The organism is Pseudogulbenkiania sp. AW2-16, from assembly GCF_056824575.1.
Genome location: NZ_CP157668.1, coordinates 266,712 through 281,339 on the forward strand (window position 1 = coordinate 266,712; position 14,628 = coordinate 281,339).

Here is a 14,628-nt window from a genome sequence, read left to right on the forward strand (position 1 = left end):
ACTCAGTCGGCCAGCAGCGAGATGTCCGCCACGCGGTTGAACAGCTCGGCCAGGCGCGCCAGGAGCGCGATGCGGTTGGTGCGCACCGCGCTGTCGTCGGCCATCACCATCACGCCATCGAAGAAGGCGTCGACCGGGGCCTTCAGGCTGGCGAGCTGCGCCAGCGCGCCGGCGAAGTCGTGCGCGGCGAACTGCGCATCCACTTGCGGCGCCAGCTGCTGCACGGCGCCATACAGCGCCTTTTCGGCGTCTTCGGCCAACAGCGCGGGGTTGACCACACCGACTTCACCCTCGGCCTTCTTCAGGATGTTCTTCACCCGCTTGTTGGCCGCCGCCAGCGTGGCGGCTTCCGGCAACTGCTTGAACTGGGCCACGGCGGCCAGCACCGCGCGTACCTCGTCGAGACGGGTCGGTTCCAGCGCCAGCACGGCGTCGATTTCGTCCACCTTGTAGTCGGCGGCGAGGAAGTTCTTCAGGCGCTCGAGGCAGAACGCGAACACCTCGTCGGCCACGCTGGCCGACAGCTTGTTAGCCGGGAACGAATCGTGGGTGTCGACGATCAGCTGCTTCAGGTCGAGCGGCGTATCCAGCACCATGCGCAGCACGCCCAGCGCGGCACGGCGCAGCGCGAACGGATCCTTGTCGCCGGTCGGCACCAGGCCGATGCCCCAGATACCGACGATGGTCTCCAGCTTGTCGGCCAGCGCCACGGAGAGCGCCACCGGACCGTGCGGCAGGCTGTCGCCGGCGAAGCGCGGGTGGTAGTGGCCTTCGATGGCGGCGGCCACCGCTTCGTGCTCGCCGTCATGACGGGCGTAGTACATGCCCATGATGCCCTGCAGTTCGGGGAACTCGCCGACCATGTCGGACACCAGGTCGGCCTTCGCCAGGTAGGCGGCGCGGCGGGCGTCGTCGACGTTGGTGCCGAGCTTGCCGGCGATGGTGCCGGCCAGGTTCTGCAGGCGTTCGACGCGTTCGAGCTGGCTGCCGATCTTGTTGTGGTAAACCACGTCGGCCAGGCGCGGCAGACGCGATTCGAGGCGGACTTTCTGGTCCTGCTCGAAGAAGAACTTGGCGTCGGAGAGACGCGCGCGCAGCACGCGCTCGTTGCCGTGGATGATGTGCGACGGGTCGGTCGCCTCGAGGTTGGATACCAAGAGGAAGCGGTTCATCAGCTTGCCGTGGGCGTCCAGCAGCGGGAAGTACTTCTGGTTCTGCTGCATGGTCAGGATCAGGCACTCCTGCGGCACCTTGAGGAATTCGGCTTCGAAGCCGGCCTCCAGTACCACCGGCCATTCCACCAGCGCAGTCACCTCGTCGACCAGCGCCTGCTCGGCGGCGATCACGGCACCGAGCTTGGCCGAGGCTTCGGCCAGGCGATGGCGGATCAGTTCGCGGCGCGCCTCGAAACTCGCCACCACCTTGCCCTGCTCGTACAGCACGCGGGCGTAGCTGTCGGCATCGGGCAGCGTCACTTCACCGGCGGACAGGAAGCGATGGCCCAGCGTGGCGCGGCGGCTCTCGAGCCCCAGCACCTCGCCCGCGATCAGCTCGCTGCCGTGCAGCAACACCAGGCCGTGCACCGGGCGCACGAACTGGTGTTCGGAATCGCCCCAGCGCATCAGCTTGGGTGCCGGCAGCTTCTTCAGCGCCAGCGCGACGATGTCGGACAGTACGGCGGAGAGCGGCTGGCCGGCCTTGACGCTGCGGTAGGCGTAGACGTCCTGTTTGCCGTCGCTCATGGTGGAGAGTTCGCTCACCTCGACGCCGCAGGAGCGGGCGAAACCGGCCAGCGCCGGGGTCGGCTGGCCATCCTTCATGCCGGCGGCGACCGCCGGGCCTTTCTTGACGATGGTCTGATCCGGCTGCACCGCCAGCACCGCGGGCAGGGTCAGGGCCAGGCGGCGCGGCGAGGCGAAGACGTGGGCGCTGGCGTCGGCGGCGACGAACTGCAGTTTTTTCAGTTCGTCGGTGATGGTCTGGGCAAAGCTTGCCGCCAGCTTGGGCAGGGCCTTGGGCGGCAGTTCCTCGGTGAGGAGTTCGATCAGCAGGGTCGGGTTCATGGTCTGTTGGATTTCTTGCTGGAAGCGGTTTTGCCGGCGGCGCAGATGACGCGCATCATGGCATCGGCCACCGAGTTTTCATAAACGGGTTGCCAGGTCCAGCTGTAGCGCGGCAGCGGGTACAGCGTCGACCAGACGTGGCGGTTGGACGCCGTGTAGTAGGCCGAGGAGACGAAGGCGTACTGGTACTTGGCACAATCGGCATAACCGGTGGTACGGCGGATGTGGAAGTTCACGTCGTAGCCTTTTTCGTACTGGCGCTCGGCAAACCGCTCCTGGTTGACGAAATGGATCAGCCCGTCTTCGCGCCAGATGGACGCCAGGTCCACCGCCAGTTCGAGCGCCTCGCCCTGGCGGTACACCGACCAGTCGGCGAGCGGCGCCGCCTGCGCGGACAGCGCGAGCGCGGCAAGACAGAGTCCGACCCACGTCTTCATGGTCAGGCCTTCTGGCACATCGGGAAACCCAGCGCCTCGCGCGAGTCGTAGTAGGCCTGAGCGACCTGACGGGCAAGGTTGCGGATGCGTCCGATGTAGGCGGCGCGTTCGGTCACCGAGATGGCGCCGCGCGCGTCGAGCAGGTTGAAGGTGTGGCCGGCCTTGAGGATGGTCTCGTAGCCCGGCAGCGGCAGCCCGGCGTCGAGCAGGCGCTTGGCTTCCGCCTCGTAGTCGGTGAACTGCTGGAACAGCAGCGCGACGTTGCTGTGCTCGAAGGCAAATTTGGACTGCTCGACTTCATTCTGCAGGAACACGTTGCCGTAGCTCAGCTCGCGGCCGTCCGGCATGCGCGCCCACACCAGGTCGTAAACGTTCTCGACGCCCTGCAGGTACATCGCCAGACGCTCCAGGCCGTAGGTCAGCTCGCCCAGCACCGGCTTGCACTCCAGGCCACCGACCTGCTGGAAGTAGGTGAACTGCGTCACTTCCATACCGTTGAGCCATACCTCCCAGCCCAGGCCCCAGGCGCCCAGCGTCGGGTTTTCCCAGTCGTCCTCGACGAAGCGGATGTCGTGCACGGTCGGATCGATACCCAGTTCCCTCAAGGAGCCAAGGTAGAGATCCTGCAGGTTGGGCGGCGACGGCTTGATCACCACCTGGTACTGGTGGTGCTGGAACAGGCGGTTGGGGTTCTCGCCGTAGCGGCCGTCCTTGGGGCGGCGCGACGGTTGCACGTAGGCGGCCGCCCACGGCTCGGGACCCAGGGCGCGCAGGAAGGTGGCGGTGTGCGAGGTGCCGGCACCGACTTCGGTATCGTACGGCTGCAACAGTGCGCAGCCCTGACGGTTCCAGTAGTTCTGCAGCGTGAGGATGATTTCCTGGAAAGTGAGCATGTCGCGTATCACGAGTGAAGGGTAAAGGCCGATTCTACCGATTACCGTGGAGCGGGAAAAGCAAACGGCAGGCCAAAACGGCCTGCCGTGCGCAGGAAATAGGGTTAGCGTGAAAAAATGCTGTCCAGTTAAGCCCACTGTGGCTGCCCGTTGGTAGAGCCGCCAGCCACACCGGGCTTGCCGGTCCCGCCCGGCAGGCGGGTCGAGGGGCTTGCGTCGCCAAGCCCCTCGACGCTCCCAAGGCGAGCCCACCACCGCTTGTTTCCGTCTGGCTGGCAACTGGCGTGGCGCCGTCGGAACTCGCGATTCGCTACCGTCGAATCGCTCAAACAGCCGACGGCTTAAAACCCCGCCAGCTACCATCCAGACGGTGCGGTGGAAGGGCGGATCGGGCTACTCACTGAGCTTACTGGTCCATCGCAATAGTCTACTCTGGCTCGCCCTACACCCCCTGCCAGTCGAGGATCACCTTCCCGCTCTGCCCGGACAGCATCGCGGCAAAGCCTTGCTCGAAGTCGTCGACCTTGAAATGGTGGGTGATGATCGGGTCCAGATTCAGCCCGGACTGCAGCAGCGCCACCATCTTGTACCAGGTCTCGAACATCTCGCGGCCGTAGATGCCCTTGATCTCGAGGCCCTTGAAGATCACCTGGTTCCAATCGATGGCGGTGTTCTCGGGCGGAATGCCCAGCAGCGCGATCTTGCCGCCGTGGTTCATGGTTTCCAGCATCTGTCGGAAGGCCTGCGGGTTGCCGGACATTTCCAGGCCGACGTCGAAGCCCTCGGTCATGTGCAGTTCGCCCATCACCGTCTTCAGGTCCTCGGTGGCGACGTTGACGGTGCGGCTGGCGCCCATCTTGCGGGCCAGTTCAAGGCGGTAGTCGTTGACGTCGGTGATCACGACGTGGCGCGCGCCGACGTGGCGGGCAATGGCGACCGCCATGATGCCGATCGGGCCGGCGCCGGTGATCAGTACGTCCTCGCCGACCAGGTTGAAGCTCAATGCCGTATGCACCGCGTTGCCGAACGGGTCGAAGATCGACGCCAGGTCGTCGGAGATGTCGTCCGGGATCGGGAAGGCGTTGAAGGCCGGGATCACCAGGTACTCGGCGAACGCACCGGGACGGTTCACGCCGACGCCGATGGTGTTGCGGCACAGGTGGCGGCGCCCGGCGCGGCAGTTGCGGCAGTAGCCGCAGGTGATGTGGCCTTCGCCGGAAACGCGCTGGCCGAGCGTGAAGCCCTGCACTTCCGAGCCGATGCCGGCGACCACGCCGACGTACTCGTGACCGACGTGCATCGGCACCGGGATGGTCTTCTGCGCCCACTCGTCCCAGTTCCAGATATGGATGTCGGTGCCGCAGATGGCGGTCTTGGTGATCTTGATCAAGAGATCGTTGTGGCCGATTTCCGGCACGGGAACGTCGGTCATCGACAGGCCGCGTTCGGCCTTCAGTTTGGCAAGCGCCTTCATGGTGTCATCCTGTGGCGAGGGCGGCCGAAGGATCGCTTCGACCGGCCTTTAAGGCCGATCCCGTCTGGCGGCTGTAGCGCTCGGGATCGGCATGGGAGTCATTCGAAAATCAGCGGATCACGCCCAGTTCGCGGCCGACCTTGATGAAGGCCGCCACGGTCTGTTCCACCTGTTCCGGGGTGTGGCCGGCCGACATCTGGGTGCGGATGCGCGCCTTGCCCTTGGGCACCACCGGGTAGGAGAAGCCGATCACGTACACGCCTTCGGCCAACAGCGCGGCGGCCATTTCGCCGGCCAGCTTGGCGTCGCCCAGCATCACCGGGATGATCGGGTGCTGGCCGGGGATCAACGTGAAACCGGCGGCGCTCATGCCGTGGCGGAACAGCTCGGCGTTGCGCTTGAGGCGGGCGCGCAATTCGGCGCCTTCGCTCTTCAGTATCTCGAACACCTTCAGGCTGGCGGCGGCGATGGCCGGGGCCAGGGTGTTGGAGAACAGGTAGGGACGCGAGCGCTGGCGCAGCAGGTCGACGATGGGCTGGCGCCCGGAGACGTAGCCGCCGGACGCGCCGCCGAGCGCCTTGCCCAGAGTGCCGGTGTAGATGTCGATGCGGTCGGCCACGCCGCACAGGTCCGGGGTGCCGGCGCCGTGCTCGCCGATGAAACCGACCGCGTGCGAGTCGTCCACCATGACGATGGCACCGTAGCGGTCGGCCAGTTCGCAGATGCCCTTGAGGTCGGCGATGATGCCGTCCATCGAGAACACGCCGTCGGTGACGACCAGCTTGAAGCGCGCGCCGGCGGCGTCGGCGGCCTGGAGCTGGGCTTCCAGATCGGCCATGTCGTTGTTCTTGTAGCGGAAGCGCTTGGCCTTGCACAGGCGGATGCCGTCGATGATCGAGGCGTGGTTGAGTTCGTCCGAGATCACCGCGTCTTCTTCCGACAGCAGGGTCTCGAACACGCCGCCGTTGGCGTCGAAGCAGCTGGAGTAGAGGATGGTGTCGTCGGTGCCGAGGAAGTCGGCGATGGCTTTTTCCAGGTCCTTGTGCACCTGCTGCGTGCCGCAGATGAAGCGCACCGAGGCGCAGCCGTAGCCGTAGTCGTCGAGCCCCTGCTTGGCCGCGGCGATCAGGCGCGCGTCGTCGGCGAGGCCCAGATAGTTGTTGGCGCAGAAGTTGAGCACGTGGTGGCCGTTGGCCAGCGCGATGTCGGCGCCCTGCGGGCTGGCGATGATGCGCTCGGGTTTCTCGAAGCCGTCGGCGCGGATTTGCGCCAGCGTCGCCTGCAGATGGGCGAGGTAGGTATGGTTCATCGTGCACGTTCCCTGTGTGGTCGGCGTGGGGCCGGGCGGGATCGCCGCCATCCGGCCGTCATCGTTCTGACCCCATTCTAGACCAGCGTCGCGGCCATGATCAGACACAGTTGCCGGCGATTTGGCCGGGGTGGCTGTCACTGTCCGAGACGGCGCCGGCCGCCCGGTCCGATGGCAGGCACGGCCTAGCGGCGCCGGTCCCGCCAAAACAAAACCCGCCACGCGGGCGGGTCGGGAAGGAAACGTTGGCCGAAGGCTCAGCGCTTGAGCAGGCGTGCCGCGTCGAGCGCGAAGTAGGTCAGGATGCCGTCGGCGCCGGCGCGCTTGAACGCCAGCAGGCTTTCCATCATGCACTTCTCTTCGTTCAGCCAGCCGTTCTGGAACGCGGCCTTGAGCATGGCGTACTCGCCCGACACCTGGTAGGCGTAGGTCGGCACGCGGAAGGTGTCCTTGATGCGGCGGATCACGTCGAGGTAGGGCATGCCCGGCTTGATCATCACCATGTCGGCGCCCTCCTCCAGGTCCATCGCCACTTCCTGGATCGCCTCCTCGAGGTTGGCCGGGTCCATCTGGTAGGTCGACTTGTCGGCCTTGCCGAGGTTGGCCGAAGACCCCACGGCGTCGCGGAACGGGCCGTAGAACGCCGAGGCGTACTTGGCCGAGTAGGCCAGGATCTTGGTGTGGATGTGGCCGGCTTCTTCCAGCGCCTCGCGGATGGCGCCGATGCGGCCGTCCATCATGTCGGACGGGCCGAACACGTCGGAACCGGCCTCGGCGTGGCACAGCGCCTGCTTGATCAGCACCTCGATGGTTTCCTCGTTGAGCACGTAGCCCGCTTCGTCGATGATGCCGTCCTGGCCGTGGATGGTGTACGGATCGAGCGCGCCGTCGGTCATCAGCCCCAACTCGGGGAAGCGCGCCTTGAGTTCGCGCAGCACGGTCGGCACCAGGCCGTCCGGGTTGTACGCCTCGGCTCCGGCGTTGTCCTTGCCGGTCTCGATCACCGGGAAAATCGACAGCATCGGGATACCGAGCTCCAGCGCCTGCTCGGCAGTGTAGAGCAGCTTGTCCAGACTCTGACGCACCACGCCCGGCATCGAGGCCACCGCCTCTTCCCGGTTGGCGCCTTCCAGCACGAACACCGGGTAGATCAGGTCGTTGGCGGTGAGCACGTTCTCGCGCATCAGGCGGCGCGAAAAATCGTCCTTGCGCATGCGGCGCAGGCGCGTAGCGGGAAAGAAACGGTTGGCGAAAATCATCGTGATTCGAGTCCTGTCGGAACGTGGCAAGGCGCCCGGGGTGGCGGCGGGCACGCAAAGGCGCTAGCTTAACAAGCCCGCCGCCACCCGACCAGCCGGCGGGGAGAACAGGCTGTTCAGCGCGGACGATCCGTGCCCTTCTTCGGGCCCTCGGCCTCGTTCTTTTTTTCTCCGGCAGCCGGTGCCGGCTTCTTGCCCCAATCGTCGTCCTCGCCCTCTTCCTCGTCGTCGAATTTGTACGGCTGCGGCACCACGCCCGGCGGCAGCTTGATCGGCGGTTCCTTGTGCGCCAAGCGCGCCAGGGTGCCGATCACCGACACCAGCGGCGCCCCGATCACCACCACCCAGAACCACGTGCTGTGAAAGATATCCATGCTTCGGCCAACCTCTTGTCCGTGCCGGCATGCGCCGGCCAGTGATTTCGATACTTTCATTTTACGCCGAGTTGGCCGCTCGCTTCCGCCTCGCGTAGGGATGGTTTGCAATGCGGCTTGCCGGTAGAATTCCGCGACAGGAGATGGCATGCCTCCTTGTAACCGCCCCCGGGGCTGATGATGCCTACACGGATTCCTCGACCGGCAGGAGGTGTAGGTACGTATCCGACAGCCCGCCGCCTGTCCAGGTTTGTGCCTCCAGCCCACACTCACTGAACACGCATGAAACACGCCCAACGTCCCGAGCAGATCGACCTGCTGCCCTACCTCGGCAAATGGCTGCTGCTGGCCAGCGCCGTCGCCGCGCTCGCCGGTTCCGCTTCCGCCTTGTTCCTGTTTGCCCTCGACTGGGCCACGGCCACCCGCGTCGCGCAGCGCTGGCTGATCGCGCTGCTGCCGCTAGCCGGCTTCGGCGTCGGCTGGCTCTACCTGCGCTTCGGGCAGCGCGTCGAGGCCGGCAACAACCTGCTGATCGACGAGATCCACGACCCGAAGAGGGTCATCCCGCTGCGCATGGCGCCCCTGGTACTGGGCGGCACCGTGCTCTCCCACCTGTTCGGCGCCTCGGTGGGGCGCGAGGGAACGGCGGTGCAGATGGGGGGGGCGCTGGCAGACCAGTTCACCCACCTGTTCAAGCTGCGCCACGAGGATCGCCGCATCATCCTGATGGCGGGCATCAGCGCGGGCTTCGCCTCGGTGTTCGGCACACCGCTGGCCGGCGCCATCTTCGGGCTGGAAGTGCTCGCCATCGGCCGGCTGCGCTACGACGCCATCCTGCCCTGCATGGTGGCGGCGATCGTGGCCGACCAGGTCGGCCTGCTGTGGGGCGTGCATCACACCCGCTACGTCATCCCCTTCATCCCGCCGCTATCGGCCTGGGGGCTGGCGGCGACGGTGATCGCCGGGATGCTGTTCGGTCTCACCGGCAAGGTCTTCGCCGACCTCACCCACGGCCTGGGCGGCTGGATCAAGCAGCGCATCGGCTACGCCCCGCTGCGACCGCTGCTGGGAGGGATGGTGATCGCCGCCGCCGTTTACCTGCTGGGCGCCGACCGCTATATCGGGCTTGGCGTTCCGACCATCGTGGAAGCCTTCCAGCAACCGCTGGCGCCATACGACTTCGCCGCCAAGATGGCCTTCACCGTCGCCTCGCTGGGCAGCGGCTTCAAGGGCGGCGAGGTCACCCCCCTGTTCTACATCGGGGCGACGCTCGGCAACGCCCTGGCGCCGCTGCTCGGCATGCCCCTGCCCCTGCTGGCCGGCATCGGTTTCGTCGCGGTGTTCGCCGGCGCCGCCAACACCCCGATCGCCTCGACACTGATGGCGATGGAACTCTTCGGCAGCGAGATCGGCGTCTACGCCAGCATCGCCTGCGTGGTGAGCTACCTGTTTTCCGGGCACACCGGCATCTACCGCTCGCAGCGCGTCGGCCACGCCAAGCACCGCGACACGCCGGAGGGCATCAAGCTGGGCGAGCTGCCCGCCTACCGCCAGCAGGCGCTGCAGCGCACGGCCCCGCCCTCCGCCCAGCCGGGTGAGGACAACGCGCGCCACTGAAACCCCTCGCCGCGCCGCCCCCTTTACCGCATGTCTTGCCCTACGGGGCAGGACGGCGCTCGACTCCCCAGCCCTGATAGCACGACGCCGGGGCGCTTCTCCCCGGCCTGCCCTACCCCATTTCACCCTCTCCTTATGGTGTGGCGGGCGCGCTTCGCCACGCCCGCCGGTGGCTACGACACGGAGCCCTTGCAGAGCCGCCACCGGCAAAATGCAAATTACAACATAACCTGCAAAGTTCAAAAATTTAAGTTTTTTATACTAATAAAATAGAAATATATAGTGAAAAATTTACGATATTAGTTTTTATACTATGCCTTCTCGCTGGACACCAATTCCAGCGAACAAGACCGCATCGAGCGCCCACCTGCGCTCGCCCGGTCCATAACAAGCAGCCGCTCAGTGCTGCACGAAATAAGGCGGCGCCGCGGCCAGATCGGCCCGGACGCCCTTCCCCGCTCAAAGATGGAGAAACCTGATGCAGAACCAGCAAGACCACTTGCACCGAGGCCTCGAAGAGAGGCATATCAACCTGATGGCGCTCGGCGCCGCGATCGGCGTCGGCCTGTTCCTGGGATCGGCCAGCGCGATCAAGATGGCCGGCCCGGCGATCATGATCTCGTACGCGCTGGGCGGCTTCGCCATTTTCCTGATCATGCGCGCGCTGGGCGAAATGGCGATCCACAACCCGGTCGCCGGCTCCTTCAGCCGCTACGCGCAGAACTACCTCGGCCCCTTGGCCGGCTACCTCACCGGCTGGAACTACTGGTTCCTGTGGATCGTCACCTGCATGGCCGAAATCACCGCGGTCGGCGTCTACATGGGCGTGTGGTTCCCGGACGTGCCGCACTGGATCTGGGCGCTGTCGGCACTGGTGCTCATGGGCTCGGTCAACTTCATCGCGGTCAAGGCCTACGGTGAATTCGAGTTCTGGTTCGCGCTGATCAAGATCGTCACCATCGTGCTGATGATCATCTCCAGCCTCGGCATGATCGTGTTCGGCTTCGGCAACGGCGGCATCGCCACCGGCATCGCCAACCTGTGGACGCACGGCGGCTTCATGCCCAACGGCGTCAAGGGCATCCTGATGTCGATGCAGATGGTGATGTTCGCGTATCTGGGCGTCGAGATGATCGGCCTGACCGCCGGCGAAGCCAAGAACCCGAAGAAGACCCTGGCGCGTGCCGTGGACTCGGTGTTCTGGCGCATCCTGATCTTCTACGTCGGCGCGCTGTTCGTGGTGATGTCGATCTACCCGTGGGATCAGATCGGCACCAGCGGCAGCCCGTTCGTGATGACCTTCGAGAAGATGGGCATCCCGGCCGCCGCCGGCATCATCAACTTCGTGGTGCTGACCGCCGCGCTGTCCTCGTGCAACAGCGGCATCTTCAGTACCGGCCGCATGGTGTACAACCTGGCGCAGCAAGGGCAAGCGCTGCCGATGTTCGCCAAGGTGGGCAAGAACGGCGTGCCGAACGCCGCCGTGCTGATCTCGGTAGTGATGCTGCTGGGCGGCGTGCTGCTCAACTACCTGGCGCCGAAGGAAGTGTTCACCTGGCTCACCGCGATCTCGACCTTCGGCGCGATCTGGACCTGGGCGATCATCCTGCTGTCGCAGCTGAAGTTCCGCCGCACCCTGAACCCGGCACAGCTGTCGGCCCTCGAGCATCGCATGCCGCTGTTCCCGTACGGCTCGTACATCGCGCTGGCCTTCCTGGTGCTGGTGGTGGGTCTGATGGCCTACTTCCCGGACACCCGCATCGCGCTGGTGATCGGCCCGGGCTGGCTGGTGCTGCTGGTGGTGCTCTACTATGCCCTGGGCTACCACCGCCAAGGCGGCGAGCCGGCACTGAAGACCGCGCGTCAGTCGGCGTAAAGCGTTTCCCGGCAAGAAAAACGGCGACTCATCGAGTCGCCGTTTTTTTATCGCCATGCCTTCGGGTTCAGCCGAAGAAGTCCTTCAACTTGTCCATGAAGGACTTGGCGCGCGGGTTGTGCATGGCGGTATCGCCCTGGCTGATCGCCTCGAACTCGCGCAGCAGTTCCTTCTGGCGCTCGGTGAGATTGATCGGGGTCTCCACCACCACGTGGCACAGCAGGTCGCCGTAGTCGGAACCGCGCACCGACTTGATGCCCTTGCCGCGCAGGCGGTACTGGCGGCCGGACTGCGTCTCGGACGAGATCTTGACCTTGGCCATGCCGTCCAGCGTGGGAATCTCCACCTCGCCGCCCAGGGCCGCGGTGGCAAAGGAAATCGGCATCTCGCAGTGCAGGTCCATGCCGTCGCGCTGGAACACCGGGTGCGCCTTGATGTGGGTGACCACGTAGAGGTCGCCCGACGGGCCGCCGTTCTGCCCGGCCTCGCCCTCGCCGGAGAGGCGGATGCGGTCGCCCTCGTCGACGCCGGCCGGAATCTTCACGTTCAGCGTCTTGTGGGTCTTGACCTGGCCGGCGCCGTGGCACTTGTGGCACGGGTCGGTGATCTGCTTGCCGCTGCCGTGGCAGGTCGGGCAGGTCTGCTGGATCGAGAAGAAGCCCTGGCTCACGCGCACCTGGCCGTGACCGCCGCAGGTCGGGCAGGTCTTGGGCTGGGTGCCCGGCTTGGCGCCGCTGCCGTGGCAGACGTCGCAGTTGTCGTGCGACGGAATGCGAATCTGCTTCTCGCAGCCGCGCGCCGCCTCTTCCAGCGAGATTTCCATGTTGTAGCGCAGGTCGGCGCCACGGTACACGTTGGAGCGGCCGCCACCGCCGCGCCCGCCGAAGATATCGCCGAAGATGTCGGAGAAGGCGTCGGCGAAATCGCCGAAGCCCTGGCCGCCGCGCGCGCCGGCGGCGTTGGGGTCGACCCCGGCGTGACCGAACTGGTCGTAGGCCGCCCGCTTCTGCCCGTCGGACAGGATTTCGTAGGCTTCCTTGACTTCCTTGAACTTGTCCTCGGCGTCCTTGCTGTCCGGATTGCGGTCCGGATGGTACTTCATCGCCAGCTTGCGATAGGCCTTCTTGATGTCGTCGTCGGAGGCATCGCGGTTCACGCCGAGAGTGTCGTAATAATCACGTTTGGACATGCTGTTCTACCTTGGGGCCATCCGCCAGGGTTGGCCGAAAAGGGGGTTCCGAAACAGGAAAGGCACAGAGGCCAGAGGAAAGCCCCCGGAACCCTGTGCCTCTCTAGAGCCGCCCGACGCTGGGCGCATGGCGGCGTCGCGGCGGGCTCCAGGCGCAAGAACGCTTACTTCTTGTCCTTCACTTCTTCGAACTCGGCATCGACCACGTCGCCTTCGTCCTTGTTGCCGGCGCCAGCCGGCTGTTCGGCACCGGCTTCGCCCTGGGCCTGGCTGTACATCTGCTCGGCCAGCTTGTGCGAAGCGGTCATCAGCGCCTGAACCTTGGCGTCGATGGCGTCCTTGTCGTCGCCCTTCACCACTTCTTCGGCTTCCTTCAGCGCGGCTTCGATGGCGGCTTTTTCTTCGGCCGAGATCTTGTCACCGTGCTCGGCCAGCGACTTCTTCACCGAGTGGATCATGCCTTCGCCCTGGTTGCGGGCCTGTACCAGCTCGTGCAGCTTCTTGTCTTCCTCGGCGTTAACCTCGGCGTCCTTCACCATGCGCTGGATTTCTTCCTCGGACAGGCCGGAGGACGCCTGGATGGTGATCTTGGCTTCCTTGCCGGTGCCCTTGTCCTTGGCCGACACGTGCAGGATGCCGTTGGCGTCGATGTCGAAGGTCACTTCGATCTGCGGCATGCCGCGCGGCGCGGCCGGGATGTCGGACAGGTTGAACTGGCCCAGCGACTTGTTGGCCGAGGCCTTCTCGCGCTCGCCCTGCAGCACGTGGATGGTTACCGCGGTCTGGTTGTCGTCGGCGGTCGAGAAGGTCTGCTGCGCCTTGGTCGGGATGGTGGTGTTCTTCTGGATCAGCTTGGTCATGATGCCGCCCAGCGTCTCGATACCCAGCGACAGCGGGGTCACGTCGAGCAGCAGCACGTCCTTGCGGTCGCCGGACAGTACCGAGCCCTGGATAGCGGCACCGACGGCCACGGCTTCGTCCGGGTTCACGTCCTTGCGCGGCTCCTTGCCGAAGAACTCCTTCACCGCTTCCTGCACCTTCGGCATGCGGGTCTGGCCGCCGACCAGGATCACGTCGGCGATGTCGTTGATCGACACGCCGGCGTCCTTCAGGGCGACACGGCACGGCTCGATGGAGCGGGCGATCAGGTCTTCCACCAGGCTCTCGAACTTGGCGCGGGTGATCTTCATCGCCAGGTGCTTCGGACCGGTGGCGTCCATGGTGATGTACGGCAGGTTGACTTCGGTCTGCGAGGCCGAGGACAGCTCGATCTTGGCCTTTTCCGCGGCGTCCTTCAGACGCTGCAGCGCCATCACGTCGTTCTTCAGGTCCACGCCCTGCTCGCGCTTGAACTCGGTCACGATGTAGTCGATCAGGCGCTGGTCGAAGTCTTCACCGCCGAGGAAGGTGTCGCCGTTGGTCGACAGCACTTCGAACTGGTGCTCGCCTTCCACGTCGGCGATCTCGATGATCGAGATGTCGAAGGTGCCGCCGCCCAGGTCATACACGGCGATCTTGCGGTCGCCTTCCTGCTTGGCGAGGCCGAAGGCCAGCGCGGCCGCGGTCGGCTCGTTGATGATGCGCTTGACGTCCAGACCGGCGATGCGGCCGGCGTCCTTGGTGGCCTGGCGCTGGCTGTCGTTGAAGTAGGCCGGCACGGTGATCACGGCTTCGGTCACTTCTTCGCCGAGGTAGTCTTCGGCGGTCTTCTTCATCTTGCGCAGCACTTCGGCGGAGATCTGCGGCGGAGCCAGTTCCTGGTCACGCACCTTGACCCAGGAGTCGCCGTTCTTGGCCTTGGTGATCTCGAACGGCATCAGGTCGATGTCCTTCTGCACTTCTTTTTCTTCGAAGCGGCGGCCGATCAGGCGCTTGATGGCGTACAGGGTGTTCTTGGGGTTGGTCACCGCCTGGCGCTTGGCCGGGGCGCCGACCAGGATCTCGCCGTCTTCCATGTAGGCGATGATGGACGGGGTGGTGCGAGTGCCTTCGGCGTTCTCGATCACTTTCGGATGGCCGTTCTCGATCACCGACACGCAGGAGTTGGTGGTGCCCAGGTCGATACCAATGATTTTGCCCATGTTTAATTCCTTTCCTTGACTCTTTACGGCGTACCGCAATCGCGATAGTCAGCGCC

At 65.3% G+C, this 14,628-nt stretch carries 11 protein-coding genes and 1 riboswitch; of the genes, 2 read left to right on the top strand and 9 right to left on the bottom strand.

Annotated elements, in window-relative coordinates:
• Window positions 1–2: 2 nt before the first annotated feature.
• From glyS to ABKF58_RS01340, 7 genes are all read right to left on the bottom strand, one after another.
• The gene (gene glyS / locus ABKF58_RS01310) at window positions 3–2,063 is read right to left on the bottom strand and encodes a glycine--tRNA ligase subunit beta (RefSeq protein WP_482583128.1); all 2,061 of its coding nucleotides are present in this window, start codon (window positions 2,061–2,063) and stop codon (window positions 3–5) included.
• Window positions 2,060–2,500 (bottom strand): surface-adhesin E family protein, encoded by a 441-nt coding sequence (locus ABKF58_RS01315; protein ID WP_482583129.1) that lies wholly within the window; start codon window positions 2,498–2,500, stop codon window positions 2,060–2,062. The genes glyS and ABKF58_RS01315 overlap by 4 nt, the downstream gene beginning before the upstream one ends.
• 2 nt (window positions 2,501–2,502) lie before the next feature.
• Window positions 2,503–3,393, bottom strand: a complete 891-nt coding sequence (gene glyQ, locus ABKF58_RS01320; protein WP_482583130.1) for a glycine--tRNA ligase subunit alpha — start codon at window positions 3,391–3,393, stop codon at window positions 2,503–2,505.
• Window positions 3,394–3,835: 442 nt separating this feature from the next.
• Complete coding sequence (gene tdh / locus ABKF58_RS01325) at window positions 3,836–4,867, bottom strand: L-threonine 3-dehydrogenase (protein ID WP_482583131.1); 1,032 nt, start codon at window positions 4,865–4,867, stop codon at window positions 3,836–3,838.
• Between the two features lie 109 nt (window positions 4,868–4,976).
• Window positions 4,977–6,176, bottom strand: a complete 1,200-nt coding sequence (locus ABKF58_RS01330) for a glycine C-acetyltransferase (RefSeq protein ID WP_482583132.1) — start codon at window positions 6,174–6,176, stop codon at window positions 4,977–4,979.
• Between the two features lie 257 nt (window positions 6,177–6,433).
• Complete coding sequence (gene hemB, locus ABKF58_RS01335; RefSeq protein ID WP_482583133.1) at window positions 6,434–7,435, bottom strand: porphobilinogen synthase; 1,002 nt, start codon at window positions 7,433–7,435, stop codon at window positions 6,434–6,436.
• A gap of 116 nt (window positions 7,436–7,551) precedes the next feature.
• Window positions 7,552–7,809, bottom strand: a complete 258-nt coding sequence (locus ABKF58_RS01340) for a hypothetical protein (RefSeq protein WP_482583134.1) — start codon at window positions 7,807–7,809, stop codon at window positions 7,552–7,554.
• 130 nt (window positions 7,810–7,939) lie between these two features.
• Window positions 7,940–8,003: riboswitch (Fluoride riboswitch) on the top strand.
• An 88-nt stretch (window positions 8,004–8,091) separates the two neighbouring features.
• Between ABKF58_RS01340 and ABKF58_RS01345 the strand changes: the two genes are divergently transcribed.
• Complete coding sequence (locus ABKF58_RS01345) at window positions 8,092–9,426, top strand: voltage-gated chloride channel family protein (RefSeq protein ID WP_482583135.1); 1,335 nt, start codon at window positions 8,092–8,094, stop codon at window positions 9,424–9,426.
• A 478-nt stretch (window positions 9,427–9,904) separates the two neighbouring features.
• Window positions 9,905–11,302, top strand: coding sequence for an amino acid permease (locus tag ABKF58_RS01350; RefSeq protein ID WP_482583136.1), 1,398 nt, complete (start codon window positions 9,905–9,907; stop codon window positions 11,300–11,302).
• A gap of 67 nt (window positions 11,303–11,369) precedes the next feature.
• Here the strand turns inward: ABKF58_RS01350 and dnaJ are convergent, their stop codons facing one another.
• Entirely contained in the window at window positions 11,370–12,491 is a 1,122-nt protein-coding gene (dnaJ, locus tag ABKF58_RS01355) for a molecular chaperone DnaJ (protein ID WP_014086133.1), read from the bottom strand.
• A gap of 164 nt (window positions 12,492–12,655) precedes the next feature.
• Window positions 12,656–14,572, bottom strand: coding sequence for a molecular chaperone DnaK (gene dnaK / locus ABKF58_RS01360; RefSeq protein ID WP_294864292.1), 1,917 nt, complete (start codon window positions 14,570–14,572; stop codon window positions 12,656–12,658).
• Between the last annotated feature and the right edge of the window lie 56 nt (window positions 14,573–14,628).

What these genes read in the sequence shown, in the direction of transcription:
- tdh (WP_482583131.1), bottom strand. Translation starts at nt 4,867, where the DNA reads ATGAAGGCGCTTGCCAAACTGAAGGCCGAACGCGGCCTGTCGATGACC.
- glyS (WP_482583128.1), bottom strand. Translation starts at nt 2,063, where the DNA reads ATGAACCCGACCCTGCTGATCGAACTCCTCACCGAGGAACTGCCGCCC.
- ABKF58_RS01345 (WP_482583135.1), top strand. Translation starts at nt 8,092, where the DNA reads ATGAAACACGCCCAACGTCCCGAGCAGATCGACCTGCTGCCCTACCTC.
- dnaJ (WP_014086133.1), bottom strand. Translation starts at nt 12,491, where the DNA reads ATGTCCAAACGTGATTATTACGACACTCTCGGCGTGAACCGCGATGCC.
- hemB (WP_482583133.1), bottom strand. Translation starts at nt 7,435, where the DNA reads ATGATTTTCGCCAACCGTTTCTTTCCCGCTACGCGCCTGCGCCGCATG.
- ABKF58_RS01315 (WP_482583129.1), bottom strand. Translation starts at nt 2,500, where the DNA reads ATGAAGACGTGGGTCGGACTCTGTCTTGCCGCGCTCGCGCTGTCCGCG.
- glyQ (WP_482583130.1), bottom strand. Translation starts at nt 3,393, where the DNA reads ATGCTCACTTTCCAGGAAATCATCCTCACGCTGCAGAACTACTGGAAC.
- ABKF58_RS01340 (WP_482583134.1), bottom strand. Translation starts at nt 7,809, where the DNA reads ATGGATATCTTTCACAGCACGTGGTTCTGGGTGGTGGTGATCGGGGCG.
- ABKF58_RS01330 (WP_482583132.1), bottom strand. Translation starts at nt 6,176, where the DNA reads ATGAACCATACCTACCTCGCCCATCTGCAGGCGACGCTGGCGCAAATC.
- dnaK (WP_294864292.1), bottom strand. Translation starts at nt 14,572, where the DNA reads ATGGGCAAAATCATTGGTATCGACCTGGGCACCACCAACTCCTGCGTG.
- ABKF58_RS01350 (WP_482583136.1), top strand. Translation starts at nt 9,905, where the DNA reads ATGCAGAACCAGCAAGACCACTTGCACCGAGGCCTCGAAGAGAGGCAT.